This is a genomic window from Streptomyces sp. NPDC006733 (assembly GCF_040636125.1).
Classification (GTDB): domain Bacteria; phylum Actinomycetota; class Actinomycetes; order Streptomycetales; family Streptomycetaceae; genus Actinacidiphila.
In genome coordinates, this window is the sequence record NZ_JBEYJD010000055.1 from 21648 (window position 1) to 44412 (window position 22765).

A 22765-nucleotide genomic window follows, 5' to 3' on the forward strand; every position below is an offset into this window, starting at 1 on the left:
TTTCGTGCGTAACACCACCAAGATCACCACCGCTGTGCTGGCCGCCGGAGCCCTCTCCCTGGGCCTGAGCGCGTGCGCCTCCAACCCGACCCAGAAGGACGGCGAGAACGACGCGCTGGTCGTCGCCGCGAGCCCCGTGCCGCACGCCGACATCCTGAAGTTCGTCAAGGACAACCTGGCGGAGAAGGCCGGACTGAAGCTGGAGGTGAAGGAGTTCGACGACTACGTCATACCGAACACCGCCACCGAGAACGGCGAGGTCGGCGCCAACTTCTTCCAGCACAAGCCGTACCTGGACGACTTCAACGCCAAGAACAAGACGCACATCGTGCCGGTCGTGAACGTCGAGCTCGAACCGCTCGGCCTCTACCCGGGCAAGGCCAGGACGCTCGCCGACATCAAGTCCGGCGACACCATCGCCGTGCCCAGCGACACGACCAACCAGGGCCGCGCGCTGCAGCTGATCGCCTCCAAGGGCCTGATCACCCTCAAGGCCGGGGTCGGCGCCAACGCCAGCCTCCAGGACATCGCCGACGCCAAGGGCCTGAAGTTCAAGGACGCCAAGGCGGAGCTGCTGCCCAGCCAGCTGCCGGACGTGGCCGCCGCCGTCATCAACGGCAACGTGGCGCTCGGTGCCAAGCTCGACCCGGCCAAGGGCACCCTCGCCCTGGAGCAGGCCGCGAACAACCCTTACGCCAACTTCCTGGCGGTCAAGGAGGGCAAGCAGAACGACCCGCGCGTCGTGAAGCTCGCCAAGCTCCTCAACTCCGACGAGGTCAAGAAGTTCATCGAGACCAAGTACCACGGCTCGGTCGTCCCGGCCTTCGGCAAGCCCGCCTGACACCCGGCCCCCCCGCACCCCGGCCGCCGACCCGGCGACCGGGGTGCGGTGCGTCCTACCGGCGCCGCACCCAGTACACGTCCGTCATGTAGGGCATCTCGATGTCGCCGCCGCGCCGGGTCGCCTCGTGCGCGCCGAGCAGCGACTCCAGGTCGGCCCGCACCCGCTCCTGCTCGGCCGCGTCCAGCACCGCGATGTGGCTGGACGACATCATCCGCTCGACGACGTCCTCGACGCTCGTGGAGTGCGGGTTGGGCCAGTGCCGCTCGTGCACCCGGCCCCAGCCCGGCCGCTCTTCGAAGGACCGGCGCCACCGGTGGTCCGGATCCCCGATGTTGGACGCCAGCGGCGGGCTCGGCAGGTCGTGCGGCGCCAGCCGGAAGAAGATGTCCTGGAAGTCGCGCACCCACGGCACCGAGGTGTCGTACGTGTTCCACACCAGGGCCAGCGCCCCGCCCGGCCGCAGCAGCCGCTCCACCTCGTCCAGCGCGTCCGTCTCCTGGAACCAGTGCCAGGACTGCGCCGCCACGACCGCGTCCGCGCACCCGTCCGGCAGCCCCGTCGCCTCCGCGGTACCCGCCGTCACGACCACGCCGGGCAGCAGCGCGGCCAGCCGTTCGCGCATCTCCGGCACCGGCTCCACGGCCAGCACCTCGGCCCCGGTCAGCGCCAGCAGGCGGGTGAACTTGCCCGTGCCCGCCCCGAGATCGACGGCCGTCCGGCCCGCCTGCAACGGCAGGGCGTCCGCCAGCGCGGCGAGCGCGGCCATGGGGTACGAGGGGCGGGAGCGCTCGTACAAACCCGCGGCCCGCTGCGATCCGACTCCTGCTGCGTGGTGCAATGTCACGCGGCCAGACGCTAGCAGGGTCGGATGACGCCGGCCGCTCCCCGCCCCGATCGTCATACGGCCTACTCTGGAAGGGCGTTCACGGATCAGGGCTCCCATGAACGGTTCCGCGAGCCCGCTCTGCGAATGTCGCGGCCGATGCTGCATGCTGTGCTCTCCACACATGCCCTGGTTACGGAGCAGCGAATGACCTCCACCTTTCCGGACATCTCCATCAGTACGGAGCGGCTGGTGCTGCGCCCCTACGAGGAGGCCGACATCCCCGCCCTCGCGGAGATGATGAACGATGAGCTGGTCATCGCCTGGACCTCCGTCGCCCAGCCGTACTCCGAGGACGACGCGCGCGCCTTCGCCACCCGGATCGCACCGGCGGAGCGCACCGAGGGCCGCGGCATCGTCTTCGCCGTCACCGAGTTCCTCACCCAGCGGCTGGTGGGCACCGTCCACCTGCAGAACACCGACTGGCGCATCCGCAGCAGCGAGATCGGCTACATGACCGCCCCCTGGGCACGCGGTGAGGGCTACGCCTCGGAGTCGGTGCTCGCCGTGACCCAGTGGCTCTTCGACGACCAGAAGTTCGAACGCCTCGAACTGCGCATCGCCGCCGACAACACCGCCTCCCAGCAGGTCGCCCAGAAGATCGGCTGCATCAGCGAAGGCGTGCTGCGCAACGCCGGCATAGTGCGCAGCCGGCCCGAGGAGGACCCGGGCGGCCGGTGGGCGGAGATCCGCACCGACCTGATCGTGTGGAGCCTGCTCCCCGAGGACCTGGACGTGCTGCCCGGCCGGGCCTCCGGCGACGAGGGGTACACGGCCTTCGCCGACTGGGAGTAAACGACCCTGCAGGCACCACCGCGACCGTGTCGGCGCCGTCGTCGGCCAAGATCCGGTCCCGGGGTACTGTGCTTTCCCGGGAGCGCGACCACGCCCGGACACCGACCGCGACCACGCCCAGGAGACTGACGACATGGCCGACCGGGTCACCGTGATCGGGTGGGACGGCTCGCCGCCGTCCGAAGCCGCGCTGTCGGCGCTCACCGCAGCCACGCTGGTGGCCGGCACCCGCCGCCATCTGGACCTCCCGTACGTACCGGAGGCCGCCGAGCGGATCGTGCTCGGTAGCATCGACCTCGCCGCCCGCCGGATCGCCAAGCACCGCGGCACCGCCGTCGTCCTGGCCGACGGCGACCCCGGCTTCTTCGGCGTCGTGCGCGCCCTGCGCGACCCGGAGCACGGCCTGGAGATCGAGGTCGTGCCCGGCGTCTCCTCCGTCGCGCGGGCCTTCGCACTGGCCGGCATGCCGTGGGAGGACGCCCGCGTCGTCGTCGCGCACAGCCGCTCGCTGCGGCGCGCGGTGAACGTCTGCCGCGCCTACCCCAAGGTCGCCGTGCTGACCGCGCCCGGCGCCGGCCCCGCGGAACTCGCCCTGCTGCTCGACGGCGTGCACCGCACCTTCGTCATCTGCGAGGCGCTGGGCACCGAGCAGGAACAGGTCAGCGTCCTGACCTCGGACAAGGTCGCCGACCACGTCTGGCGCGACCCCAACGTCGTGCTGGTCGTCGGCGGGATCACCTCGCGCGACCCGGCGGTCGCCGGCCGCAGCGGCTGGATCGCCGGCCGCGACCCGGCGTTCCCCGGCGACGTGCGCGGCTGGGGCCTGCCGTCCTCGGAGTACGGCGGCGACGGCTCGCACCAGCTGCGGGCCCTGCAACTCGCCCGCCTCGGCCCGCGCACCGGCGACCTGGTCTGGGACATCGGCTCCGCCGACGGGGCCTTCGCCGTGGAGGCCGCCCGCTTCGGCGCGGCCGTCATCGCGGTGGACAGCGACGCGGACGCCTGCGACTGGATCACCGCCGCCGGCCGCCGCTTCGGCGTCCAGCTGCAGGTCGTTCACGGCACCGCGCCGCAGGCGCTGGAGGACCTCCCCGAGCCCGACGTGATCCGGATCGGCGGGGGAGACGCGGAGGTCGTGACGGCGTGCGCCGCCCGGCGCCCGGAGCGCATCGTCGCGAGCGCGGGCAACCGGGACGAGGCGGAGGCGGTCAGCCGGGCCCTGGAGGACGGCGGCTACGACGTCGAACGCGCCCTGCTGCAGACCGTCGAACTTGATTCCGGCTGGGCGGAACGCGAACGCCTCGTCACCTTCGCTCTGTGCGGCCACCGCAGGTGACGGCGGGCCCCGCTGTCCGCCCGCACTGTGGACCCTTGGCCGGTCCTCCGGCAGGCGCGCGGTAGGCTGGCGGATCGTTGTGCCGTCGTCGTGCGTTGACGGATCGAACAGTTTTCGATCCGCTGGTCATCCGTCGCCGCCGGACAGCACACGCGGTGCCGACGCGCCGCATTTCCTGCTTTCCGGAGCTTTCGGCCGGGGTGCGGACAGTGTGCGCGGCGCGGCGTTGGAAGGAGCGATACCGATGGGCGAGGGGCACGCATGACTGACACCGGCCAGGTCCCGGGCGAGGGACTGCCGGAGAACGCAGTCGGGGAAGCGGCTCCGCAGCCGCCCGCCGATCTGCACGGCAGCGCCGCTCACCAACCGACCGCTCCCAGTTGGGGAACGGACGCACTGAGCGGCGACGGCGCTCCCGCGTACACCTACCTCGACCCGTCGGGCGCCCCCGAGGCACCCGTCGACGACGACGAGGACCTGCTCCTGATGCCCAGTCTGCAGGGCTCCTGGAGCGACCCCCAGCCCGTCCCGCCGCAGCCCGAGGTCGTCGTGCCTCCCCTCAACGGCGAGGGGCACGAGACCCACGAGTCCGCGGGACGCGACTCCGGATCCTTCGAGTACGGGACGGTCCGGCTGGCGCCGCCCGAGCAGCCCGCCGCCGCCCCGGAGCCCGAGCCGGCCGCCGAACCGGCGCCCGCGCCGCCCCGGCGGCCGCTGCACATGGGCCCGCCGATGCCGGACCCGGCCTCCAGCGGTGTCTCCGTCCGCTCGCTGGCCGACCGCGGCCCGGCGACGGCCCAGGCCCCGGCGCCCGCCCCGCTCCGCGCGACCGGCGGCCCGGCCACCGCGGGACCCGAGTACCTGGACGTGCCGCACAGCGACTCCGCCGCGATCCCCGCCCAGCAGAACGGCGAGGCCCCCGAGCCGCCAGCCGGCGTCCAGCCGGGCACGCCCGTCCAGGGCAGCGCGTGGCCGTCGGCGGCGCAGCAGCACGACCTCCCGCCGGTCATCGTCGCGGCGGCGCCCGCGCCCGAACCGGTCCAGCCGCAGCCCGTCGAGCAGCCGGCCCCCGTCCAGGACTCCGAGCACCAGGAGCCGGTGCGGCCGCCGGCCGTCCCGGCCCAGGAGGTGGCGGAGGCGCCGCCCGTGGCCGCTCCCGTCCCGGACGCCGAGCCGCCCGCGCAGCCCGCACCGGCCGCCGTGGCGCCGCCGGTCGAGGCCGAACCCGCCCCGGCCGCCGAAGTCGCCGCCCCCGTCGAGCCGGAGCCCGTCGCCGAGCCGGTCGCCGAGCCGGTCGTGGTCGCGGAGCAGCCCGCCGAGGCCCCCGCCGAAACGGTCACCCCGCCGGCTCCCGCGCCGCTCCCGGCGGAGCCGTACGTCCTGCCGGACGCGCTGCCCGAGCCGATCGCCGCCCTGGAGGTGCCGGCCCCGGAGCCGTCCGCACCGCAGGTCCCGGCGCCGCCGGCCCCCGTCCAGGAGCAGGCCGTCGTGCTGCCCGCGCCGATCGCGGCCGAGCAGCCGCCCGCACCCGCCCCGCCGGTCGCGGCCGAACTCCCCGCCGAGCCGGCCGAGGTGATCCCGGCCGAGGTCCCCGCCGAGGCCCCCGAGCCGCCCGTGCGGCAGCCCGCCGCCGACGGGTACGAACCCGCCGTCCGGGACGCCGTCCACCGGGTGATCCGCGAACGCCGGGACATCCGCAACGGCTTCCGCGACGACCCCATCCCGCACGAGGTGCTGCTCCGCGTCCTGGAGGCGGCCCACACCGCCCCCAGCGTCGGCCACTCGCAGCCCTGGGACTTCGTCGTCATCCGCTCCGCCAAGACGCGCGAGCGCATGCACGAACTGGCCAACGAGCAGCGCGACGCGTACGCCAAGTCGCTGCCGAAGGCCCGCGCCAAGCAGTTCCGCGAGCTGAAGATCGAGGCGATCCTCGACACCCCGGTCAACATCGTCGTCACCGCCGACCCGACGCGCGGCGGCCGGCACACCCTCGGCCGGCACACCCAGCCGCAGATGGCCCCGTACTCCTCCGCCCTCGCGGTCGAGAACCTGTGGCTCGCCGCCCGTGCCGAAGGGCTCGGCGTCGGCTGGGTCAGCTTCTTCGACGAGCGCCAGATGGTCCGCGAGCTGGGGCTGCCCGAGCACCTCGAGGTCGTCGCGTACCTGTGCATCGGCTACGTCGACGAGTTCCCCGAAGAGCCCGAGCTGATGCAGGCCGGCTGGTCGCAGCGGCGCCCGCTGTCCTGGGTGGTCCACGAGGAGGAGTACGGCAACCGGGCGCTGCCCGGCGAGGAGCCGCACGACCTGCTGGAGGAGACCCTGCGGGGCATCCGCCCGCTGGACGCCAAGGCGCTCGGCGAGGCCTGGGAGCGGCAGAAGCGGATGACGAAGCCGGCCGGCGCGCTCGGCATGCTGGAGATCATCTCCGCGCAGCTCAGCGGCCTGTCCCGGCAGTGCCCGCCGCCGATCCCGGAGCCCGCGGCCGTCGCGATCTTCGCCGGCGACCACGGGGTGCACGCCCAGGGCGTCACGTCCTGGCCGCAGGAGGTCACCGGCCAGATGGTCGCCAACTTCCTCGGCGGCGGCGCGGTCTGCAACGCGTTCGCCAACCAGGTCGGCGCCGAGGTCTGCGTCATCGACGTCGGCGTGGCGTCGGAGCTCCCCAGCACCCCGGGGCTGCTGCCCCGCAAGGTCCGGCACGGCACCGCGGACTTCACCGCCGGGCCCGCCATGACCCGCGACGAGGTGCTGCGCGCCATCGAGGTCGGCATCGAGACCGCCCGCGACCTGGTCGCGGCCGGCAACAAGGCGCTGCTCACCGGCGAGATGGGCATCGCCAACACCACCACCTCCGCCGCGCTCATCTCGGTCTACACCGGCCAGGACCCGGCCGAGGTGACCGGACGCGGCACCGGCATCAACGACGAGATGCACGCCCGCAAGATCGACGTCGTCCGCCGCGCGCTGGACCTGCACCGCCCGGACCCGGCCGACCCGATCGGCGTCCTGGAGGCCATCGGCGGCCTGGAGCACGCCGCCATGGTCGGCCTGCTGCTCGGCGCCGCGGCGCTGCGCACCCCGGTGATCCTCGACGGCGTCAGCGCCGGCGCGGCCGCGCTCGTCGCCCGCGCCATCGCCCCCGAGGTGCTGGCCGCGTGCATCGCGGGCCACCGCAGCGCCGAGCCGGGCCACGTCGCGGCCCTCACCAAGCTGGGCCTGCGCCCGCTGATCGACCTGGACCTGCGGCTGGGCGAGGGCACGGGCGCGCTGCTGGCGCTGCCGCTGGTACAGAGCGCCGCGCGCGTCATGCACGAGGTCGCGACGTTCGACTCCGCGGGAGTCACCGAGAAGGGCTGACGCCCTTCGCGCCCGCTGAGGGGCCGGCCCGGCCGCGAGCCGGCCGGCCCCTCAGCGGGCGCTGCCCGCCCGGCCGGAAAGCGCAGGGTGTGATCTTGGGCGCTGCGGTCGGGGGGTGTCGGACCGTAAGGTTTGCCCCAGGGGCCCGGCGGCCCCACCACAGCCGCTCCAAGGGAGCAGCGGCAGCAACTTTCGCCCTCAAGGGAGCCGTACAGCCATGGCCGACGACCGCAACGACGCTCCCGCCTACCCCGTCGGACTGCGGCTGACCGGGCGGCGCGTCGTCGTCCTCGGCGGCGGTACCGTCGCCCAGCGCAGGCTGCCGGCGCTGGTGTCGGCGGGGGCCGACATCGTGCTCGTGTCACCGTCGGCGACCCCTTCCGTCGAGGCCATGGCCGACGCGGGCGAGCTGCGCTGGGAGCGCCGCGCCTACCAGGAGGGCGACCTCGCGGACGCCTGGTACGCGCTGATCGCCACCACCGACACGGCGGCCAACACCGCCGCGTCCGCGGAGGCCGAGGCCCGCCGCGTCTGGTGCGTGCGCAGCGACGACGCCGAGGCCGCGACCGCCTGGACCCCGGCCACCGGACGCAGCGAGGGCGTGACCGTCGCCGTCCTCACCGGCCGCGACCCGCGCCGCTCCGCCGCCGTGCGCGACGCGGTCGTCGAGGGCCTGCGCGACGGCACGCTGGTCGCCCCCCGGCACCGCGAGCGGACCCCCGGCGTGGCACTCGTCGGCGGCGGCCCCGGCGACCCGGACCTGATCACGGTGCGCGGCCGGCGCCTGCTCGCCGAGGCCGACGTGGTCATCGCCGACCGGCTCGGCCCGCGCGACCTGCTCGACGAACTCCCGCCGCACGTCGAGGTGATCGACGCGGCCAAGATCCCCTACGGCCGCTTCATGGCCCAGGAGGCGATCAACAACGCGCTGATCGAGCACGCCAGGGCCGGCAAGGCCGTGGTCCGGCTCAAGGGCGGCGACCCGTTCGTCTTCGGGCGCGGCATGGAGGAGGCCGAGGCGCTCGCCGAGGCGGGCATCGCCTGCACGATCGTCCCCGGCATCTCCAGCTCCATCAGCGTGCCGGGCGCCGCCGGCATCCCGGTGACCCACCGGGGCGTCGCCCACGAGTTCACCGTCGTCAGCGGCCACGTCGCCCCCGAGGACCCGCGCTCCCTCGTCGACTGGGAGGCGCTCGCCAAGCTGCGCGGCACGCTCGTGCTGCTCATGGCCGTCGAGCGGATCGGCGCCATCGCCACCGCCCTCGTACGGCACGGCCGCTCCGCCGACACCCCGGTCGCCGTCGTCCAGGAGGGCACCATGGCCACCCAGCGACGCGTGGACGCCACCCTGGCCACCGTCGCCCAGGTGGTCACCGAGACCGAGATCAGGCCTCCGGCCGTCATCGTCATCGGCGACGTCGTCACCGTGGGCCGGGCCCTGCGCGGCTGAGACCCCGACGGGTACCGGCCAACGTGGCCACCCCGGCGTTGGCATGTGTCTCGGGACAGGGCAGTATCAGCCTGTGGCTGAGCTCATCACGATCGACGACCCGGACGACCCGCGCCTCCATGACTACGTGTCACTGACCGACGTCGAGCTGCGGCGCCGCCGCGAGCCCGCCGAAGGGCTGTTCATCGCGGAGGGCGAGAAGGTGATCCGGCGAGCCCGGCTCGCCGGATACCGCATGCGGTCCATGCTCCTGTCGGCCAAGTGGGTCGACGTCATGCGCGACGTCATCGACGAGGTGCCGGCGCCGGTGTACGCGGTGAGCCCGGAACTCGCCGAGCAGGTCACCGGCTACCACGTGCACCGCGGCGCGCTCGCGTCCATGGGCCGCAAGCCGCTGCCGGAGGCGGACGACCTGCTGGGCACGGCCCGCCGCATCGTCGTCATGGAGTCGGTGAACGACCACACCAACATCGGCGCGATCTTCCGCAGCGCCGCGGCGCTCGGCATGGACGCCGTGCTGCTCTCCCCGGACTGCGCCGACCCGCTCTACCGACGCTCCGTCAAGGTCTCCATGGGCGCGGTCTTCTCCGTGCCGTACGCCCGCCTCGACAGCTGGCCCCGCGACCTGGAGACGGTGCGCGAGGCCGGCTTCAAGCTGCTCGCCCTCACCCCGGCAGACAAGGCCACCGACATCGACGAGGCCGCCCCGCACCGCCTGGAGCGCGTCGCCCTGCTCCTCGGCGCGGAGGGCGACGGCCTCTCCACCCAGGCCCTGGTCGCCGCCGACGAGTGGGTCCGCATCCCGATGGCCCACGGCGTCGACTCCCTGAACGTCGGCGCGGCGGCAGCGGTGGCGTTCTACGCGGTGGCCTCCGGCCGCCCCACGGCCTGAGGCCGTCCGCCGGGGGAGCGGCGCCGGGGCGCCCCACGCACGGGCCTGCGGCCGCCTTACGCCTGACATGGGCCCGTCCAACCAGAGGTCCGCAGCGGAGTGCTCCAGGCTCCCACGGCATGCATTACCGCTGGAGTCGGCACGGTATCCGGCAGGCAGGCGCCCATCGGACCGGAGGGGGCGTGGCGGGGTGCCCCCGCAGGCGACGAGAATCCACGACCGTCACTGTGCGGACGGTCTGCGGGTTTTCGAGCGCCGAGGAGGTGCCCCGCCGCGTCCCCGCCCCAGCCACGGCGGTGCGCCCCAGCCACGGCGGTGCGCCCCAGCCACGGCGGTGCGCCCCACCCACGGCGGTGCGCCCCACCACCGGCTAACCAGCGGCGCCCGGCAGATCCACCAGCTCCGCCAGCGCCGCCCGATGCCGCCCCGGCGTCCCCAGCGCGATCTCGTCCGCCTTGGCGCGCTTCAGATAGAGATGCGCGGGATGCTCCCACGTCATGCCGATCCCGCCGTGCAACTGCACGCACTCCTCCGCCGCGTGCACAGCCGTCGTGGCGCAGTGCGCCTGGGCGACGGCCACCGCCACCGCCACATCGGAACTCCCCGACGCCAGCGCGTCAGCGGCATTGCGTGCGGCGGCGCGGGCCGAGACGACCTCCAGCCAGAGATCCGCGAGCCGGTGCTTCAGCGACTGGAAGGACCCGACGGGACGGCCGAACTGATGCCGCTCCTTCAGGTAGCGCACGGTCTCGTCGAGGCACCACTGGGCGATGCCCAGCTGCTCCGAGGCGAGCAGGCCCGCCCCGGTGAGCAGTGCGGCGTGCAGCGCCGCCTCGGCCGCGTCGGGGCCGACGAGGAGCCGGGCGGCGACCGCGTCGAAGCTGAGGTCCGCGATCGGCCGCGTCAGGTCCAGCGACACCGGCACCTTGACACCGACCCCGGCCGCGTCGGCCGCGACCTCGTACAGGCCGGGCCCGTCGGGGCCGACCGCCGGCACGACGAGCACGTCCGCGGCCGAGGCGTCGCCGACGCTGGTGATCCGGCCGCTCAGCGTGCCGTCCGCGGCTACCCGCACACCTGCCGGGAACGCCGCGCCGGGCGCGGTCGGCAGCGGCACGGCCAGCGCCGCGGTCGCCTCGCCGGAGGCGAGCCGCTTCAACAGCGGCCCCGCTGCCCCCGCTGCCCCCGCCGCCCCGGGCGCGGCCAGCAGCGCCGAGGTGGCGAGCACCGCGCTGCCGAGGAACGGCACCGGGGCGGCCGCGCCGCCGAGTTCCTCCAGGACCACCGCGGCCTCGCGGGCGGACGCGCCCTGGCCGCCGAACTCCTCCGGTACGAGCAGCCCCGCGACGCCGATGTCCGCGGCCAGCACGCGCCACAGTTCCAGGTCGTACGGGGTGCCGCTCTCGATCCGGGCGAGGATCGCGGTCGGCGGGCAGCGGTCCGCCAGCAGGCCGCGCACGGCGGACCGCAGGTCGTCCTCGACGTCGGAGTAGAGCAGGTCAGGGGCGGCGGGCTGCGACGACAGCTGCGACGACGGCTGGTTCATCGGGGAAGGTCCTTCCAGGCGGCGTCCTTGTCGGTGCGGGGCTCGGACGGCAGTCCGAGCACCCGCTCGGAGACGATGTTGCGCAGGATCTCGGACGTGCCGCCCTCGATCGAGTTGCCCTTGGCGCGCAGGTAGCGGTAGCCGGCGTCCCGTCCGAAGAAGTCGACGGTCTCGGGCCGGGTCATCGTCCAGTCGCCGTAGCGCAGCCCCTCCTCGCCGAGGAGTTCCACCTCCAGGCCGCTGATCTGCTGGTTCAGCCGGGCGAAGGCGAGTTTCAGGCCGGAGCCCTCCGGGCCGGGCGCGCCGACGGCCAACTGCTGGCGGACCCGTTCCGCGGTGAGCCGGGAGACCTCGGAGTCCACCCACAGGCGCAGCAGCCGGTCGTGCAGGTCGGGAGTGCGCAGCTCAGGCCGCTCGCGCCAGGTGGCGGCGGTGGTGCCGATCATGCCGCCCTCGCGGGGGATGGCGGCGCCGCCGATCGCGACCCGCTCGTTCATGAGCGTGGTCTGCGCCACGCGCCAGCCGTCGCCGACGGCGCCGAGCCGGTGGGCGTCCGGGATGCGGACGCCGGTCAGGAAGACCTCGTTGAACTCGGCCTCGCCGGTGATCTGGCGCAGCGGGCGGACCTCGACGCCGGGGTCGGTCATGTCGCAGACGAAGTAGGTGATGCCGCGGTGCTTGGGCAGGTCGGGGTCGGTGCGGGCGATGAGGATGGCCCAGCGCGCGTTGTGCGCGTTGGACGTCCAGACCTTCTGGCCCGTCACCACCCAGTCGTCGCCGTCCCGCACCGCGCGGGTGCCGAGCGAGGCCAGGTCGGAGCCCGCGCCCGGCTCGCTGAAGAGCTGGCACCAGACCTCCTCGCCGGTCCACAGCGGGCGCAGGAAGCGCGCCTTCTGCTCGTCGGTGCCGTAGGTCAGGACGGTCGGGGCGGCCATGCCCAGGCCGATGCCGATCCGGCGCGGCTCGTTGTCGGGCGCGCCGGCGGCCGCGAACGCGGCCTCCACGACCCCCTGCAGGGAGCGGCGGGCGCCGAGCCCGCCCAGTCCCTCGGGGTAGTGCACCCACGCCAGTCCGGCGTCGAACCGCGCCCGCAGGAACGTGAGGCGGTCGGTGGAGGCGGGGTCGTGCGCGTCGAGCAGTGCCCGCACGCGCTGCCGCAGGCCCTCCTCGTCGGGGGTGCCCGCCGGTTGGCTCGTCATACGCCGCGTCCTTCCCGCTCATCCATCGCATCGTGACTAAGCAAGCGCTTGGTAACGTAGTCGATACGAGGCCGCCTACGCCAGACCCCCTCCGGGGTGGTCCCGCAGAAAACCGGCCGGCGCGGCCACCCGGGGCCGAGCCCCGCGAAACGCGGTGCCGCATCCCAGAGAGCAGGCCTGCGGCCGGCGGTCCGCCACGGCCGAGCGCCCAGCGGCCGCGCACCCCGCCCAGGCCGAGCCCCAGCAGGCTCGCGGCCAAGCGTCGGCAGCCTCGCCAGGGCCGAGCGCCCAGCGGGTCAGTGGGGCCAGGCGCCCTGGGCCACTGCGATGCAGGCCGCGGCCAGCAGCGTCACGATGACGAAGACGATCAGGCGCTGGCGCAGCAGTCGCTGGTCCGGGCGGCCGGGGCGGCGGCCGGTGGGGGTGCGCGGGGCCGGGGTGCGGGGTGCGGGGGTGCGCTGGCCCGGGGGCCGCGGCACCGGCGTGCGGCCGGTGTGCCGGGCGGTGGACGCCGTGCCGCCCGCCGTGCGCCGCTCGGTGTGCTGCTGCGCGTACTCCTCGGCCCGCCGCCCGGTGGGACGCTCCGGGCGCGGGCCGGCCGCCTTCGGCACCGCCTCGCGGCGGGGCGCGCCGAGCCCGCGCGCCTCGCGCGCCGCGATCTCGGCCAGCCGCTCGGAGAGCTGGACGGTGCTGGGCCGGTCCGCGGGGTCCTTCGCGAGGCACGCGTAGACGAGCGGCGCGAGCGCGTCCGGCACCCCGCTCAGGTCCGGCTCCTCGTGCACCACCCGGTACAGCATCACCTCGGAGCTGCCCTGCCCGAACGGTGAGTCCGCGGTGGCCGCGTACGCGAGGGTCGCGCCGAACGCGAAGACGTCGGTCGCCGGCGTGACGGCCGCGCCGCGCACCTGCTCGGGGGCGAGGAAGCCGGGGGAGCCGACGGCCGTCCCCACGTGCGTCAGGGTGCTCGCACCCGTCGACCACGCGATGCCGAAGTCGATGATCCGCGGGCCCTTCGGCGACAGCAGGATGTTCGAGGGCTTGAGGTCCCGGTGGACCACCCCCGCCTCGTGCACCGCCACCAGGCCGTCGGCGAGCGCCGCGCCGATCGAGGCGACCTCGGACGCCTGCAGCGTCCCGCCCTCGGCGACCTTGTCGTGCAGCGAGGGGCCGGGCACGTACTGGGTCGCGAACCACGGGCGGTCCGCGTCCAGGTCGGCGGCCACCAGGCGCGCCGTGCAGCCGCCGCGGATCCGGCGCGCGGCCGAGACCTCGCGGGCGAACCGCGAACGGAACTCCTGATCCTCCGCCAGTTCCGGCCGGATCACCTTCAATGCCACCCGCTGGCCGCGCTTGTCCGCGCCCAGGTACACCACACCCATGCCGCCGGCGCCCAGCCGCCGATGCAGCCTGAACGAGCCGACGACACGCGGATCCTCGCGCCGGAGCCGCATCATCGCCATGTTCTTCCCCGCTGCCTGGCCAGTTGGACGTCCACAGCTTACGGACTGAACTCCCGGTTGCACCGATAGGCCGCGCATGCGCCGGAAGAGGATTTGTCAGTGCCGGGTGAGATCCTTGAAAGGTGGGAACGGGCCGCTCCGAAGGGGTGGAACGGCCGTGCCCGCACCGCCAACGGTCCGTCTGCCAAGGGGGAATGACGCCGTGAAAGGTGATCGCGTGGAGATAGTCGTGGATGCCGGGGACACCACCCGTACCTATGAGGTGGTGGCCACCCGGGCCGGCCGCCGGGTCGAGACCGCAGTGCGCCGGGGCGTGGTGGAAGTGAGTGAAGTCACCCGCAACGGCACCGTCGTACGTACCGCCCGCTTCATGTCCACCCGGGTGCTCGCCCTGGTGGAGCAACCCGTTCCGAGGGACGACACCGAAGCCCAGGCATGAGAAGCCCAGGCATGACCGGAGGCCGCCGGGCGGCTCGGCCATGGGGGTAGCCCCCTCAGGGATCACCCTGGGACCGGGAGGCCGGTGTCCACCCAGGGGAGTACGGCGAGCGGGTCCGCGTCATCCTCCCGGAGGCCCGCGAAGCGGTACGACGGCATGACGACCTGACCGCGCCCCGCGCCTAATGTTGAAGTCAAGCGGCGGGCGTAGCACTCGTCCCCCGAGGTCAGACGCCCGCCGCTTGCCTGACCGACCGACCGGACCCACCGCCGGCGTGCACGACCGACACCTCAGGAGAGGGCCATGGCGAACACAGTGAGTCGCACGGTGCGCCCCGCGCGCGGCAGCAGGATCGCCGCCTTCGGTACCCGCCCGTCCGGCACGCGCCATCCGCTGGTCGCAGCGGCCATGGTGCTGCCGCTCGCGGTGCTCCTCGCCCTGCTGTTCGGTGGTTTCGACGCGGTGGCCACCCAAGCGTCGTCCGTAGCCGGGTTGATGGGGCGCTGACACAGCGTCCCGTCGATCGGCCCCATGCCCGGAAGAGCGGTCCGGGCGGGGGAACCGGTTCGAAACCCCGTGGGGACGGGGGTGCGACGGACGGCCGCGTTGCCCGGGTACCCGTGGTGGGTACCCGGGCAACGCGCACGTCAGGACCCGTGAGGGTGTTTGACTGCAGGTATGACAGTGGTGGGGGAGGAGCTGACGGCGGAGCTCGCCGCGCTCGCGGCGGGGGTCTCCGGCGTGCCCGAGGCCGAGGCCGAGGTGCTCGCCGACCGGCCGGACGGCACCGTCGTCCGCAGCGGTGCGCTCGTCGCCAAGGCCCACGCGCCCGACACCGACCGCGAGGCCCTGGCGGTCCGCCTCGCCGTCGCCGCGCACCCGCTGCTGCGCGGCATCCTGCTCGCGCCCCTGCCGGCGCCCGCAGCACCGGCCCCCCTGACGCCATCCCCCGCCCCCTTCACCGCTTCACTGCTGCGCGGCCGTCCGGTCACCACCTGGCCGCTGGGCGAACCGGTCGACCGGCAGGAGCCCGACGGTGCGCCCTGGGAGGACGCGGCCGTCCTCCTCGCCCGGCTGCACGCCGTCCCCCCGCACGCGCTGCCGTCGCCGCTGCCGCCGATGCGCGGCCCCGCCAAGGCGGCCCGCGCGGTGGCGCGGATGGCGGCCGGCGCCCCGTCGCCCGCCGCCGGCACCGTGCTGCGGGCCTGGGCGCGGCTGCCTGACTGGGCCCGCGACGAGGCGCCGCAACCGCGCGCCGACACCCTCTGCCACGGCGACCTCCACCTCGGCCAGCTCGTCCGGCACCCCGTCCCCGGCGGTCCGTGGCGGCTGATCGACGTCGACGACCTCGGGATCGGCGATCCCGCCTGGGACCTGGCCCGCCCGGCCATGTGGTTCGCGACCGGCCTGCTCGACCCGGACGCCTGGACGCGCTTCCTGGGCGCCTACCGGGCGGCCGGCGGCCGGGCGGTCCCCGCCGACGGCGACCCCTGGCCGTCGCTGGACGTGCCCGCCCGCGCGCTGACCGTCCAGTCGGCCGCGCTGGCGGTGGTGCGCGCCGCCCGGGAGGACCGGCCGCTGGACGAGGTCGAGCAGGACCTCACCGCTGCCTGTGCCCGGATCGCCGACGTATCGTGAACCCAGCTCCGCCGGACGGGCGTTCCGGCGGTGATTCACCGCAATCGAGGAGTTGAGCCGGAGATGCACTGTCCCAAGTGCCAGGGCCTGATGCAGACGTTCAATCGCAACGGTGTCCAGATCGAGCAATGCGGCAACTGCCGGGGGATCTTCCTGGACTACGGCGAGCTGGAGGCGCTCACCCGCGTCGAAGGCCAGTGGAACCAGCCGGTCGCGCCGCCCCAGCAGGGCTACCCGGCCCAGCAGGCCTACCCGGCGCCGCAGCAGGCGTACCCGGCGGGTCCCGCCTGGGGCGCCCCGCACGGCGGCCACCACGGCCACCACCAGAAGCACCGCAGCTTCGGGCACATGCTCTTCTCGTCCTGAGCCAGGACCGACCCCCGGACGCGGGAACGACCGAGGGCCGGAGCGATGATCGCTCCGGCCCTCGGTCATGACGTGTGCGCGATACTGGGATTGAACCAGTGACCTCTTCCGTGTCAGGGAAGCGCTCTCCCGCTGAGCTAATCGCGCGGGACCACGACAACTGCTGCCGTGCAAGTGCTGGTGTACTGCGTGCGCGATACTGGGATTGAACCAGTGACCTCTTCCGTGTCAGGGAAGCGCTCTCCCGCTGAGCTAATCGCGCGGGACCACTACGACTACTGCCGTGCAAGTGCTGCTGTGCTGCGTGCGCGATACTGGGATTGAACCAGTGACCTCTTCCGTGTCAGGGAAGCGCTCTCCCGCTGAGCTAATCGCGCGTGAGGTGGAGACGGGATTTGAACCCGTGTAGACGGCTTTGCAGGCCGTTGCCTCGCCTCTCGGCCACTCCACCAACATCGCGAGGGACGGGAATCCCCCACGCCGAGCGGACGACGAGATTCGAACTCGCGACCCTCACCTTGGCAAGGTGATGCTCTACCACTGAGCCACGTCCGCAGGTGTCGTAGCTCCGGGGCGCTTCCGCGTCCCGGCGACGTGTTGAACTCTAGCGGATTCCACGGCCAGCTCAAAAACCGGTTTCCGCAGCGTGCCGGGCTGCTGACCGGCAAATGACCAGTGGGGCGCCGCGGCAGGAGCCGCCCTAGACTCGGCCACACCCCTTCGGACCGACCCTGGAAGCACTGTGCGAGACCTCGTCCCGATGGCCCGCTTCGGCGGCCTCGTCGCCTCCGACCTGCGAGATGTCACCAGCGATCTTGCCGCGCTGGACTCCGCGGGCTTCTGGGCGGTGTCCGCGGACTTCGAGGGACGAGTGCTCTGCGCGCGCTTCGGAGACGTCCGCACCGCACCGCCGACGACCCCCGACCGCTGGCGCGGACCGGCCACCGGAACGTGGACCTCCTCGCTGGACCGGGACGCCTACGTCGCCGGCGTCCGCCGCATACGCGAGCACATCGCCGCCGGGGACGTCTACCAGGCCAACCTCTGCCGGGTGCTGTCCGCGCCGCTGCCCGACCCCGGCCGGTGCGACGTCGACGCGCTCACCACGGTGCTCGCCCGCGGCAACCCGGCCCCGTACGCGGGCACCATCCGGCTCCCGGCCCACGGGGTGGAGATCGCCACCGCGTCCCCCGAGCTCTACCTGCGCCGTGACCGCTCCCTCGTCGAGTCCGGCCCGATCAAGGGCACCGGGCGCACCGAGGCGGACCTGCTGCCCAAGGACCACGCCGAGAACGTGATGATCGTCGACCTGGTCCGCAACGACCTGGGACGGGTCTGCGCCTCCGGCTCGGTCACCGTCCCCGAGCTGTGCGCGGTCGAGAAGCACCCCGGCCTGGTCCACCTCGTGTCGACCGTGCGGGGCGAGCTGCGCGAGGACACCGGCTGGGCCGGGCTGTTCGCCGCCACCTTCCCGCCCGGATCGGTCACCGGCGCCCCCAAGTCCAGCGCGCTGCGGATCATCGCGGAGCTGGAGACGGCGCCGCGCGGCCCGTACTGCGGGGGCGTCGGCTGGGTGGACGCCGACCGCGGGACCGGTGAACTGGCCGTGGGCATCAGGACGTTCTGGATCGACCGGACCGGTCCGGCCGCGACGCTGCGCTTCGGCACGGGCGCCGGCATCACGTGGGGCTCCGACCCCGTGCGGGAGTGGGACGAGACCGAGCTGAAGGCGTCCCGGCTGCTGGCGGTAGCGTCGGGGGAACATCTGGGACACGAAGGGATCACACGTTGAGGATCTGGGTCGATGGCACGCTGCGGAACGCCGACGACGCCACGGTGTCGGTGCTCGACCACGGACTCACCGTGGGCGACGGCGTCTTCGAGACGCTCAAGACCGTCGAGGGCGCGGCCTTCGCGACCACCCGCCACCTGGACCGGCTGACCCGGTCCGCGCGCGGTCTCGGACTCCCCGACCCGGACCTCGACGAGGTGCGCAGGGGCTGCGAGGCGGTCCTGGCGGCCAACCCCGAGCCCCTCGGCCGGCTGAGGATCACCTACACCGGCGGCATCTCCCCGCTCGGCTCCGACCGGGGAGACGCGGGGCCCACCCTGGTCATCGCCCTCAGCGCGGCCTCCGTCCGGCCGGACACCACCGCCGTGGTCACGGTGCCGTGGACGCGCAACGAGCGGGGAGCGCTCAGCGGCCTCAAGACGACCTCCTACGGCGAGAACGTCGTCGCCCTCGCCCGCGCCCACCGGCACGGCGCCTCCGAGGCCCTCTTCGGCAACACCGTCGGACGGCTCTGCGAGGGCACCGGCTCCAACGTCTTCGTCGTGCTCGGCGGGCAACTGCTCACCCCGCCGCTCTCCTCCGGCTGCCTGGCGGGCATCACCCGCGAACTGGTCGCCGAGTGGAGTGGCGCCCAGGAGGCGGACCTGCCGCTGGAGGCGCTCGAGGAGGCCGAGGAGGTCTTCCTGACGTCCACCCTCCGCGACGTCCAGGCCGTACGGCTGGTCGACGGGCGGGAGGTGCCGGGCGCACCGGGCCCGGTCACCGCCAAGGCGATGCGGGTCTTCGCCGAACGGGCCGCAGCCGACCGGAATCCGTGACGCGGCACCGAGGATTGGGTAGAACTGGCTCAGTCCGAACGGGGGAGTGACGCGATGACAACCACCCTGCGACCCGATCAGCCGGAGCGGCGCGGAGCGGCCGGCGCGCGCTCGCGCCGCTACACGGTATGTGTCAACAGCAGGCCGGTCGGCGGGATCGAGCTCTCCGCCGCTCCGCGGTTCGGCGTCATGGCCGGCCGGATCACCGGGCTGGAGATCCACGAGCCGGACCGGCGGCGCGGCCGCGCCACGGTCGCCGCGCTCGCCGCCGAGGAGGTGCTCCGCGGCTGGGGCTGCGACGAGGTCCAGGTGGACCTCCCGGGGGACGCCGTCCCCGCGCAGCGGCTCGCGGAGAGCCTCGGCTACGCCGAGCGCAACCGGACCATGGCCAAGACGCTGTCCGCCCCCGCTCCGGAACTGCCCGCGGACAGCACCGTCCGGCCGATGTCCGGGGCGGAGTACGAGGTCTGGAACGAGCAGCAGACGATCGGCTACGTGGAGAGCCTCGTGGCGCGCGGCGTCCCGTTCGCCCAGGCCTCCGCCCGGGCCGAGACCGAGCACGGCGCGATCCTGCCCGACGGGCACCGCACGGAGGGCACCCGGCTGCTGACCCTGGTCCACCGGGGCCAGGACGTCGGCACCCTGTGGCTCCGGCTGCGGGACGCCGCCGACGCGGCCGTCCCGGCGTGGGTCTACTCCGTCGAGGTGGCCGAGGAGTACCGCGGCCAGGGGCACGGCCGCACCCTGATGCTGCTCGCGGAGCGGGAGTGCCTGGACGCCGGGGTCGCCGACCTGGGCCTGAACGTCTTCGGCGGCAACACCCGCGCGCTGCGGCTGTACCAGTCCCTGAGGTACGCGACCGTGCGCCAGTACCTGTTCAAGCGACTGCTCTGACCCGGGACGGGCCGGGGACGGCCCCGCCCCGCTACGACCCGGACCGGGCCTGGCCGGCCAGCAGCCGGTCCGCGATCTCCTCGATCCGCGCCCGCAGCCCGTCCTGGCTCTTGCCGCCGTCGAGCCGCTGCCCGTCGATCACGTACGTCGGCGTGCCGGTGACCCCGATCGCGCGGCCCTCGGCCTCGTCGGCGTCGACGATCAGCATGTGCCGTCCGTCGATCAGCGCGGTGTCCAGCTCCTCCGCGTCCAGTCCCAGCTCGCGGGCCACCTCGACCAGGACCTCCTCGCCGCGCTTGGTGAGCTCCTCGGTGCGGGCCAGCACCGCCTCGGCGTACGGCCAGCCCTGCCCCTGCGCCCACGCCTCCTCGGCCGCCTGGGCGGCGGCGAGGGAGTGCCGGTGCTTCTCCAGGGGGAAGTGCCGCAGCTGGATGTCGAGCGCGTCGCCGTAGCGGGCGCGCAGCGCCCGTACGTCGTCGAGCGCGGTGGTGCAGTCGGGGCACTGCAGCTCGCACCAGACTTCCAGGACGGCGCGGGCGGTGGCCGGGGGAGTGACGTCGTTCATGCGGCCCAGTCTCGCACCTGGGGAGGAGCCCTCCCCCGAGATCACCCTGAGACGGGCCCGGGCACGTGGCTCCGGCTTCCCGCCGGGTGCACGATGGATGCGGGGAACCTCAGGACACCGAAGACACAGCCGCAGGAGTACTGGATCAGGAGCACTGGATGCTGACCGTGACCGTATGCGTCGCCCTGTCCGCGGCGGGCCTGGCGATCGCGATGCTGACCGCGTACCGCCGGCGCTACCTCGCTGCCCTTCGCACCGCCGCGTTCGCCCTGCTGCCGGTGGGCCTGTACATGACGGGCCTGGTGACGCTGGGCCGCAAGGTTGGCACGGCCGCCGGGAGCTGGGCGGCGGACCTGGTCTTCAAGCCGTCGGTGTGGGCGGGCTTCGGCGTGCTCGCGGTCTCCGCGGTGCTCTGGACCGTGACCCGCTTCGCCGCCGGCCGCGACGGCGGCGGCAGCCGCCGCGAGCGCAGGGCGGCCGCCGCCGCGGGCGCCCCGGCGGTGGCTCCCGGCGCCAACCGGCCCTCGCTGCCCACGGGCCGCAAGAAGACCGCCGGACCCCGGTCCGGCTCGGCCGCCTCGGCCGACGGCGGGCTGTCCGACTTCTCGGACGTCGAGGAGATCCTCAAGCGCCGCGGCATCTGACCCCGCTGATCGAATTACGGAACGGAGAACCACCCCTGAGAGTTCGCGTCTTGGGCGCGGCGACATGGGGTGCTGCGTCATCATCGCGGTGTGCTGCGATCTTCCGGGGGGTCACCCCCGTGCCTGTGTCCACGGCCGACGTGCGAGGCCGAGAGCCCGGCCCTCGGAGGCATCCCGCGACCGAGGCCGGCTGCCGACCGGAACGCCGACCGGAGCGCCGACCGAAGCGTCGACCGGATTGCCGATCAGGGCATCGACCAGAGCGCCGACCGGGGTGCTGATCAGGGCGTCGTGCGGAGCCTGGAGCGGCGCGGTGCACCGGACCCCGGTCGCGTCGTCCCGGACCCCGGACGGGCCGTCCGCGGCTCCGACCGCGGCGTCCGGAGCCCCGATCCGGACGCCGAGGAGCCCAAAGGGTGTCTGTTCGCGCTCTCCCAGCCGCCGCTGATGTTCTTCCTGTGCTTCATCGCGGGGCTCATCGGGTTCGGGGCGCTCTACGACATCGTCATGCTCTGACGCGGACGCGGACGCGGACGCGGACGCGGACGCGGACGGACGGAACGCTCAGCGGCCGGCTTCGGCCTCGGCCTCGCGCCGCCGTGCCCGGTACGCGGCGACGTGCAGCCGGTTTCCGCAGGTCCGGCTGTCGCAGTAGCGGCGCGAACGGTTGCGGGACAGGTCGACGAAGGCCCGCCGGCAGTCCGGGGCGTCGCAGCGGCGCAGCCGCTCGCACTCGCCGGCGACGACCAGGAACGTCAGCGCCATGCCGCCGTCGGCGGCCAGGTGGTCGGAGAGGGACGCGCCGGGGGCGAAGTAGTGCACGTGCCAGTCGTGGCCGTCGTGGTCGGTCAGCCGCGGGGTGGTCCCGGCCTCGGCGACCATCGCGTTGAGCAGGGTGGCCGCCGCCTGGACGCTGGGGGCGCAGAAGACCTGCGCGAACCGCTCCCGCACCCGGCGCACGGCGGCGAGGTCGCTCTCGCCGAGCCGGCCCACCTCGCTCACGCGGTGCTCCTCGACGAACGTCCGCAGCGCGGCGACGTCGTGCAGGCCCTCCCGGCCCTCGCTCTCCGGTGAGGTGTTGATCAGGTCCACCACACAGTCGAGTGCGTACCTGGTGTCATGGTTGATCAACACGGGATCGCTCCTGGCCGGTGAGGGGATCGGGCGGATGCGTTCCGGCGACTCTAGCGCGCGAAAGCCACCGCCGTGGGAGTCGTGCTCCACGGCGGTGGCTCTGCGAAGCGCTTGCCAGGCGATTCGTACGCTGTCGGGTCCGGGCCATGCCCCCGAGTAGGACGGCGCGGACGGCTGATGGGCTGGGGTCAGCTCTCCGCGAGGATGTGGGAGAGCTCGGTGTCCAGATCGAAGTGACGATGCTCGGTGCCCGGGGGCACGGCGGCGTCGGTCCGCTTGAGGAACGACTCCAGTGCCCGCGCCGGGGCTTCGAGCAGCGCCTCCCCCTCTGGGGAGCTGAGGGCGATGCACACGACGCCCTGGCCATGACTGCGGGACGGCCAGACCCGGACGTCTCCGGTGCCGGTAGGCCGGTGCAGGCCCTCGGCGAGCAGATCGCGGGCAAACACCCATTCGACCGTCTCTTCGGCACCAGTGTGGAATGTGGCGTGCACGGCATAGGGATCGGCCGTGTCGTACCGCAGGCCTGCGGGTACAGGCAGTGAGGATTCGCTCGACACAACGAGGCGCAGGTGCAGCTCGCAGCTGACCGTGGTGTTCATAAGCGCCAGGGCCTTTCGCTCAGTGTGCGCTCGGGGATTCGCACGTCGGCGAAATCGACATGCCACCTGCGGGGACGTTGTAAACCCCTCTGACTGGTTTGTGAGGCTTCT

At 73.8% G+C, this 22765-nt stretch carries 22 protein-coding genes and 5 tRNA genes; 15 read left to right on the forward strand and 12 right to left on the reverse strand.

The features are described from left to right. The first annotated feature begins 4 nt into the window (after positions 1-4). Entirely contained in the window at positions 5-841 is an 837-nt protein-coding gene (locus ABZ721_RS34705; protein WP_358792779.1) for a MetQ/NlpA family ABC transporter substrate-binding protein, read from the forward strand. Positions 842-896: 55 nt separating this feature from the next. Here the strand turns inward: ABZ721_RS34705 and ABZ721_RS34710 are convergent, their stop codons facing one another. Beyond that, positions 897-1688 carry a class I SAM-dependent methyltransferase gene (locus ABZ721_RS34710; protein ID WP_358792780.1) on the reverse strand — a complete coding sequence of 264 codons (792 nt, stop codon included), beginning with the start codon at positions 1686-1688 and terminating at the stop codon, positions 897-899. A gap of 186 nt (positions 1689-1874) precedes the next feature. Here ABZ721_RS34710 and ABZ721_RS34715 point away from each other — a divergent pair, with 186 nt between their 5' ends. From ABZ721_RS34715 to ABZ721_RS34735, 5 genes are all read left to right on the forward strand, one after another. Further along, a complete protein-coding gene (locus ABZ721_RS34715) occupies positions 1875-2522 on the forward strand; it encodes a GNAT family N-acetyltransferase (protein WP_358792781.1) in 648 nt (215 codons plus the stop codon). A 133-nt stretch (positions 2523-2655) separates the two neighbouring features. Continuing rightward, a complete protein-coding gene (cbiE, locus tag ABZ721_RS34720) occupies positions 2656-3858 on the forward strand; it encodes a precorrin-6y C5,15-methyltransferase (decarboxylating) subunit CbiE (RefSeq protein WP_358792782.1) in 1203 nt (400 codons plus the stop codon). Positions 3859-4119: 261 nt separating this feature from the next. Next, the gene (gene cobT, locus ABZ721_RS34725) at positions 4120-7215 is read left to right on the forward strand and encodes a nicotinate-nucleotide--dimethylbenzimidazole phosphoribosyltransferase (protein ID WP_358792783.1); all 3096 of its coding nucleotides are present in this window, start codon (positions 4120-4122) and stop codon (positions 7213-7215) included. Between the two features lie 217 nt (positions 7216-7432). Then, positions 7433-8665, forward strand: coding sequence for a uroporphyrinogen-III C-methyltransferase (gene cobA, locus ABZ721_RS34730; protein WP_358792784.1), 1233 nt, complete (start codon positions 7433-7435; stop codon positions 8663-8665). 73 nt (positions 8666-8738) lie between these two features. Next, positions 8739-9557 carry an RNA methyltransferase gene (locus ABZ721_RS34735; protein WP_358792785.1) on the forward strand — a complete coding sequence of 273 codons (819 nt, stop codon included), beginning with the start codon at positions 8739-8741 and terminating at the stop codon, positions 9555-9557. A 370-nt stretch (positions 9558-9927) separates the two neighbouring features. Here ABZ721_RS34735 and ABZ721_RS34740 read toward each other — a convergent pair whose 3' ends face one another. From ABZ721_RS34740 to ABZ721_RS34750, 3 genes are all read right to left on the reverse strand, one after another. Then, positions 9928-11103 (reverse strand): acyl-CoA dehydrogenase family protein, encoded by a 1176-nt coding sequence (locus tag ABZ721_RS34740; protein ID WP_358792786.1) that lies wholly within the window; start codon positions 11101-11103, stop codon positions 9928-9930. After that, positions 11100-12302, reverse strand: a complete 1203-nt coding sequence (locus ABZ721_RS34745; protein WP_358792787.1) for an acyl-CoA dehydrogenase family protein — start codon at positions 12300-12302, stop codon at positions 11100-11102. The genes ABZ721_RS34740 and ABZ721_RS34745 overlap by 4 nt, the downstream gene beginning before the upstream one ends. 296 nt (positions 12303-12598) lie before the next feature. Continuing rightward, entirely contained in the window at positions 12599-13762 is a 1164-nt protein-coding gene (locus tag ABZ721_RS34750; RefSeq protein ID WP_358792788.1) for a protein kinase, read from the reverse strand. A gap of 202 nt (positions 13763-13964) precedes the next feature. Between ABZ721_RS34750 and ABZ721_RS34755 the strand changes: the two genes are divergently transcribed. From ABZ721_RS34755 to ABZ721_RS34770, 4 genes are all read left to right on the forward strand, one after another. Next, complete coding sequence (locus ABZ721_RS34755) at positions 13965-14201, forward strand: hypothetical protein (RefSeq protein ID WP_358792789.1); 237 nt, start codon at positions 13965-13967, stop codon at positions 14199-14201. Between the two features lie 303 nt (positions 14202-14504). Continuing rightward, positions 14505-14708: a hypothetical protein gene (locus ABZ721_RS34760; protein ID WP_358792790.1), complete on the forward strand. Its 204-nt coding sequence runs from the start codon at positions 14505-14507 to the stop codon at positions 14706-14708. 171 nt (positions 14709-14879) lie between these two features. Beyond that, complete coding sequence (locus ABZ721_RS34765) at positions 14880-15839, forward strand: aminoglycoside phosphotransferase family protein (RefSeq protein ID WP_358792791.1); 960 nt, start codon at positions 14880-14882, stop codon at positions 15837-15839. A gap of 63 nt (positions 15840-15902) precedes the next feature. Then, positions 15903-16205, forward strand: coding sequence for a zf-TFIIB domain-containing protein (locus ABZ721_RS34770; protein WP_358792792.1), 303 nt, complete (start codon positions 15903-15905; stop codon positions 16203-16205). 75 nt (positions 16206-16280) lie between these two features. Here ABZ721_RS34770 and ABZ721_RS34775 read toward each other — a convergent pair. The 5 genes from ABZ721_RS34775 to ABZ721_RS34795 form a co-directional block, all read right to left on the reverse strand. Further along, a tRNA-Val gene (locus tag ABZ721_RS34775) sits at positions 16281-16352 on the reverse strand. 43 nt (positions 16353-16395) lie between these two features. After that, a tRNA-Val gene (locus ABZ721_RS34780) sits at positions 16396-16467 on the reverse strand. Between the two features lie 43 nt (positions 16468-16510). Next, positions 16511-16582, reverse strand: a tRNA-Val gene (locus ABZ721_RS34785). Positions 16583-16585: 3 nt separating this feature from the next. Further along, positions 16586-16656: transfer RNA gene (locus tag ABZ721_RS34790), tRNA-Cys, on the reverse strand. 32 nt (positions 16657-16688) lie between these two features. Continuing rightward, a tRNA-Gly gene (locus ABZ721_RS34795) sits at positions 16689-16760 on the reverse strand. Positions 16761-16947: 187 nt separating this feature from the next. On the opposite strand from ABZ721_RS34795, the gene ABZ721_RS34800 reads away from it, so the two are divergent. From ABZ721_RS34800 to ABZ721_RS34810, 3 genes are read left to right on the forward strand one after another with little or no spacing between them, the layout of a single operon-like run. Then, positions 16948-17997 carry a chorismate-binding protein gene (locus ABZ721_RS34800; protein ID WP_358792793.1) on the forward strand — a complete coding sequence of 350 codons (1050 nt, stop codon included), beginning with the start codon at positions 16948-16950 and terminating at the stop codon, positions 17995-17997. Beyond that, a complete protein-coding gene (locus tag ABZ721_RS34805; protein ID WP_358792794.1) occupies positions 17994-18815 on the forward strand; it encodes an aminodeoxychorismate lyase in 822 nt (273 codons plus the stop codon). Before ABZ721_RS34800 ends, ABZ721_RS34805 begins: the two co-directional genes overlap by 4 nt. A 54-nt stretch (positions 18816-18869) precedes the next feature. Further along, positions 18870-19709: a GNAT family N-acetyltransferase gene (locus tag ABZ721_RS34810; protein WP_358792795.1), complete on the forward strand. Its 840-nt coding sequence runs from the start codon at positions 18870-18872 to the stop codon at positions 19707-19709. A gap of 31 nt (positions 19710-19740) precedes the next feature. Here the strand turns inward: ABZ721_RS34810 and ABZ721_RS34815 are convergent, their stop codons facing one another. Next, entirely contained in the window at positions 19741-20274 is a 534-nt protein-coding gene (locus ABZ721_RS34815) for a DsbA family protein (RefSeq protein ID WP_358792796.1), read from the reverse strand. A gap of 158 nt (positions 20275-20432) precedes the next feature. On the opposite strand from ABZ721_RS34815, the gene ABZ721_RS34820 reads away from it, so the two are divergent. Together ABZ721_RS34820 and ABZ721_RS34825 are read left to right on the forward strand one after the other, a co-directional pair. Then, complete coding sequence (locus ABZ721_RS34820; protein ID WP_358792797.1) at positions 20433-20918, forward strand: hypothetical protein; 486 nt, start codon at positions 20433-20435, stop codon at positions 20916-20918. Positions 20919-21209: 291 nt separating this feature from the next. Beyond that, a complete protein-coding gene (locus ABZ721_RS34825) occupies positions 21210-21434 on the forward strand; it encodes a hypothetical protein (RefSeq protein WP_358792809.1) in 225 nt (74 codons plus the stop codon). Positions 21435-21482: 48 nt separating this feature from the next. Here the strand turns inward: ABZ721_RS34825 and ABZ721_RS34830 are convergent, their stop codons facing one another. Both ABZ721_RS34830 and ABZ721_RS34835 read right to left on the reverse strand, forming a co-directional pair. Next, complete coding sequence (locus ABZ721_RS34830; RefSeq protein WP_358792798.1) at positions 21483-22052, reverse strand: CGNR zinc finger domain-containing protein; 570 nt, start codon at positions 22050-22052, stop codon at positions 21483-21485. Positions 22053-22240: 188 nt separating this feature from the next. After that, positions 22241-22654, reverse strand: a complete 414-nt coding sequence (locus tag ABZ721_RS34835; RefSeq protein ID WP_003959770.1) for an SsgA family sporulation/cell division regulator — start codon at positions 22652-22654, stop codon at positions 22241-22243. Between the last annotated feature and the right edge of the window lie 111 nt (positions 22655-22765).

Coding starts and splice junctions, on each gene's coding strand:
- ABZ721_RS34715 (WP_358792781.1), top strand. CDS start 1,875: ATGACCTCCACCTTTCCGGACATCTCCATCAGTACGGAGCGGCTGGTG.
- cbiE (WP_358792782.1), top strand. CDS start 2,656: ATGGCCGACCGGGTCACCGTGATCGGGTGGGACGGCTCGCCGCCGTCC.
- cobT (WP_358792783.1), top strand. CDS start 4,120: ATGACTGACACCGGCCAGGTCCCGGGCGAGGGACTGCCGGAGAACGCA.
- cobA (WP_358792784.1), top strand. CDS start 7,433: ATGGCCGACGACCGCAACGACGCTCCCGCCTACCCCGTCGGACTGCGG.
- ABZ721_RS34740 (WP_358792786.1), bottom strand. CDS start 11,103: ATGAACCAGCCGTCGTCGCAGCTGTCGTCGCAGCCCGCCGCCCCTGAC.
- ABZ721_RS34745 (WP_358792787.1), bottom strand. CDS start 12,302: ATGACGAGCCAACCGGCGGGCACCCCCGACGAGGAGGGCCTGCGGCAG.
- ABZ721_RS34750 (WP_358792788.1), bottom strand. CDS start 13,762: ATGGCGATGATGCGGCTCCGGCGCGAGGATCCGCGTGTCGTCGGCTCG.
- ABZ721_RS34760 (WP_358792790.1), top strand. CDS start 14,505: ATGGCGAACACAGTGAGTCGCACGGTGCGCCCCGCGCGCGGCAGCAGG.
- ABZ721_RS34765 (WP_358792791.1), top strand. CDS start 14,880: ATGACAGTGGTGGGGGAGGAGCTGACGGCGGAGCTCGCCGCGCTCGCG.
- ABZ721_RS34770 (WP_358792792.1), top strand. CDS start 15,903: ATGCACTGTCCCAAGTGCCAGGGCCTGATGCAGACGTTCAATCGCAAC.
- ABZ721_RS34810 (WP_358792795.1), top strand. CDS start 18,870: ATGACAACCACCCTGCGACCCGATCAGCCGGAGCGGCGCGGAGCGGCC.
- ABZ721_RS34815 (WP_358792796.1), bottom strand. CDS start 20,274: ATGAACGACGTCACTCCCCCGGCCACCGCCCGCGCCGTCCTGGAAGTC.
- ABZ721_RS34820 (WP_358792797.1), top strand. CDS start 20,433: ATGCTGACCGTGACCGTATGCGTCGCCCTGTCCGCGGCGGGCCTGGCG.
- ABZ721_RS34835 (WP_003959770.1), bottom strand. CDS start 22,654: ATGAACACCACGGTCAGCTGCGAGCTGCACCTGCGCCTCGTTGTGTCG.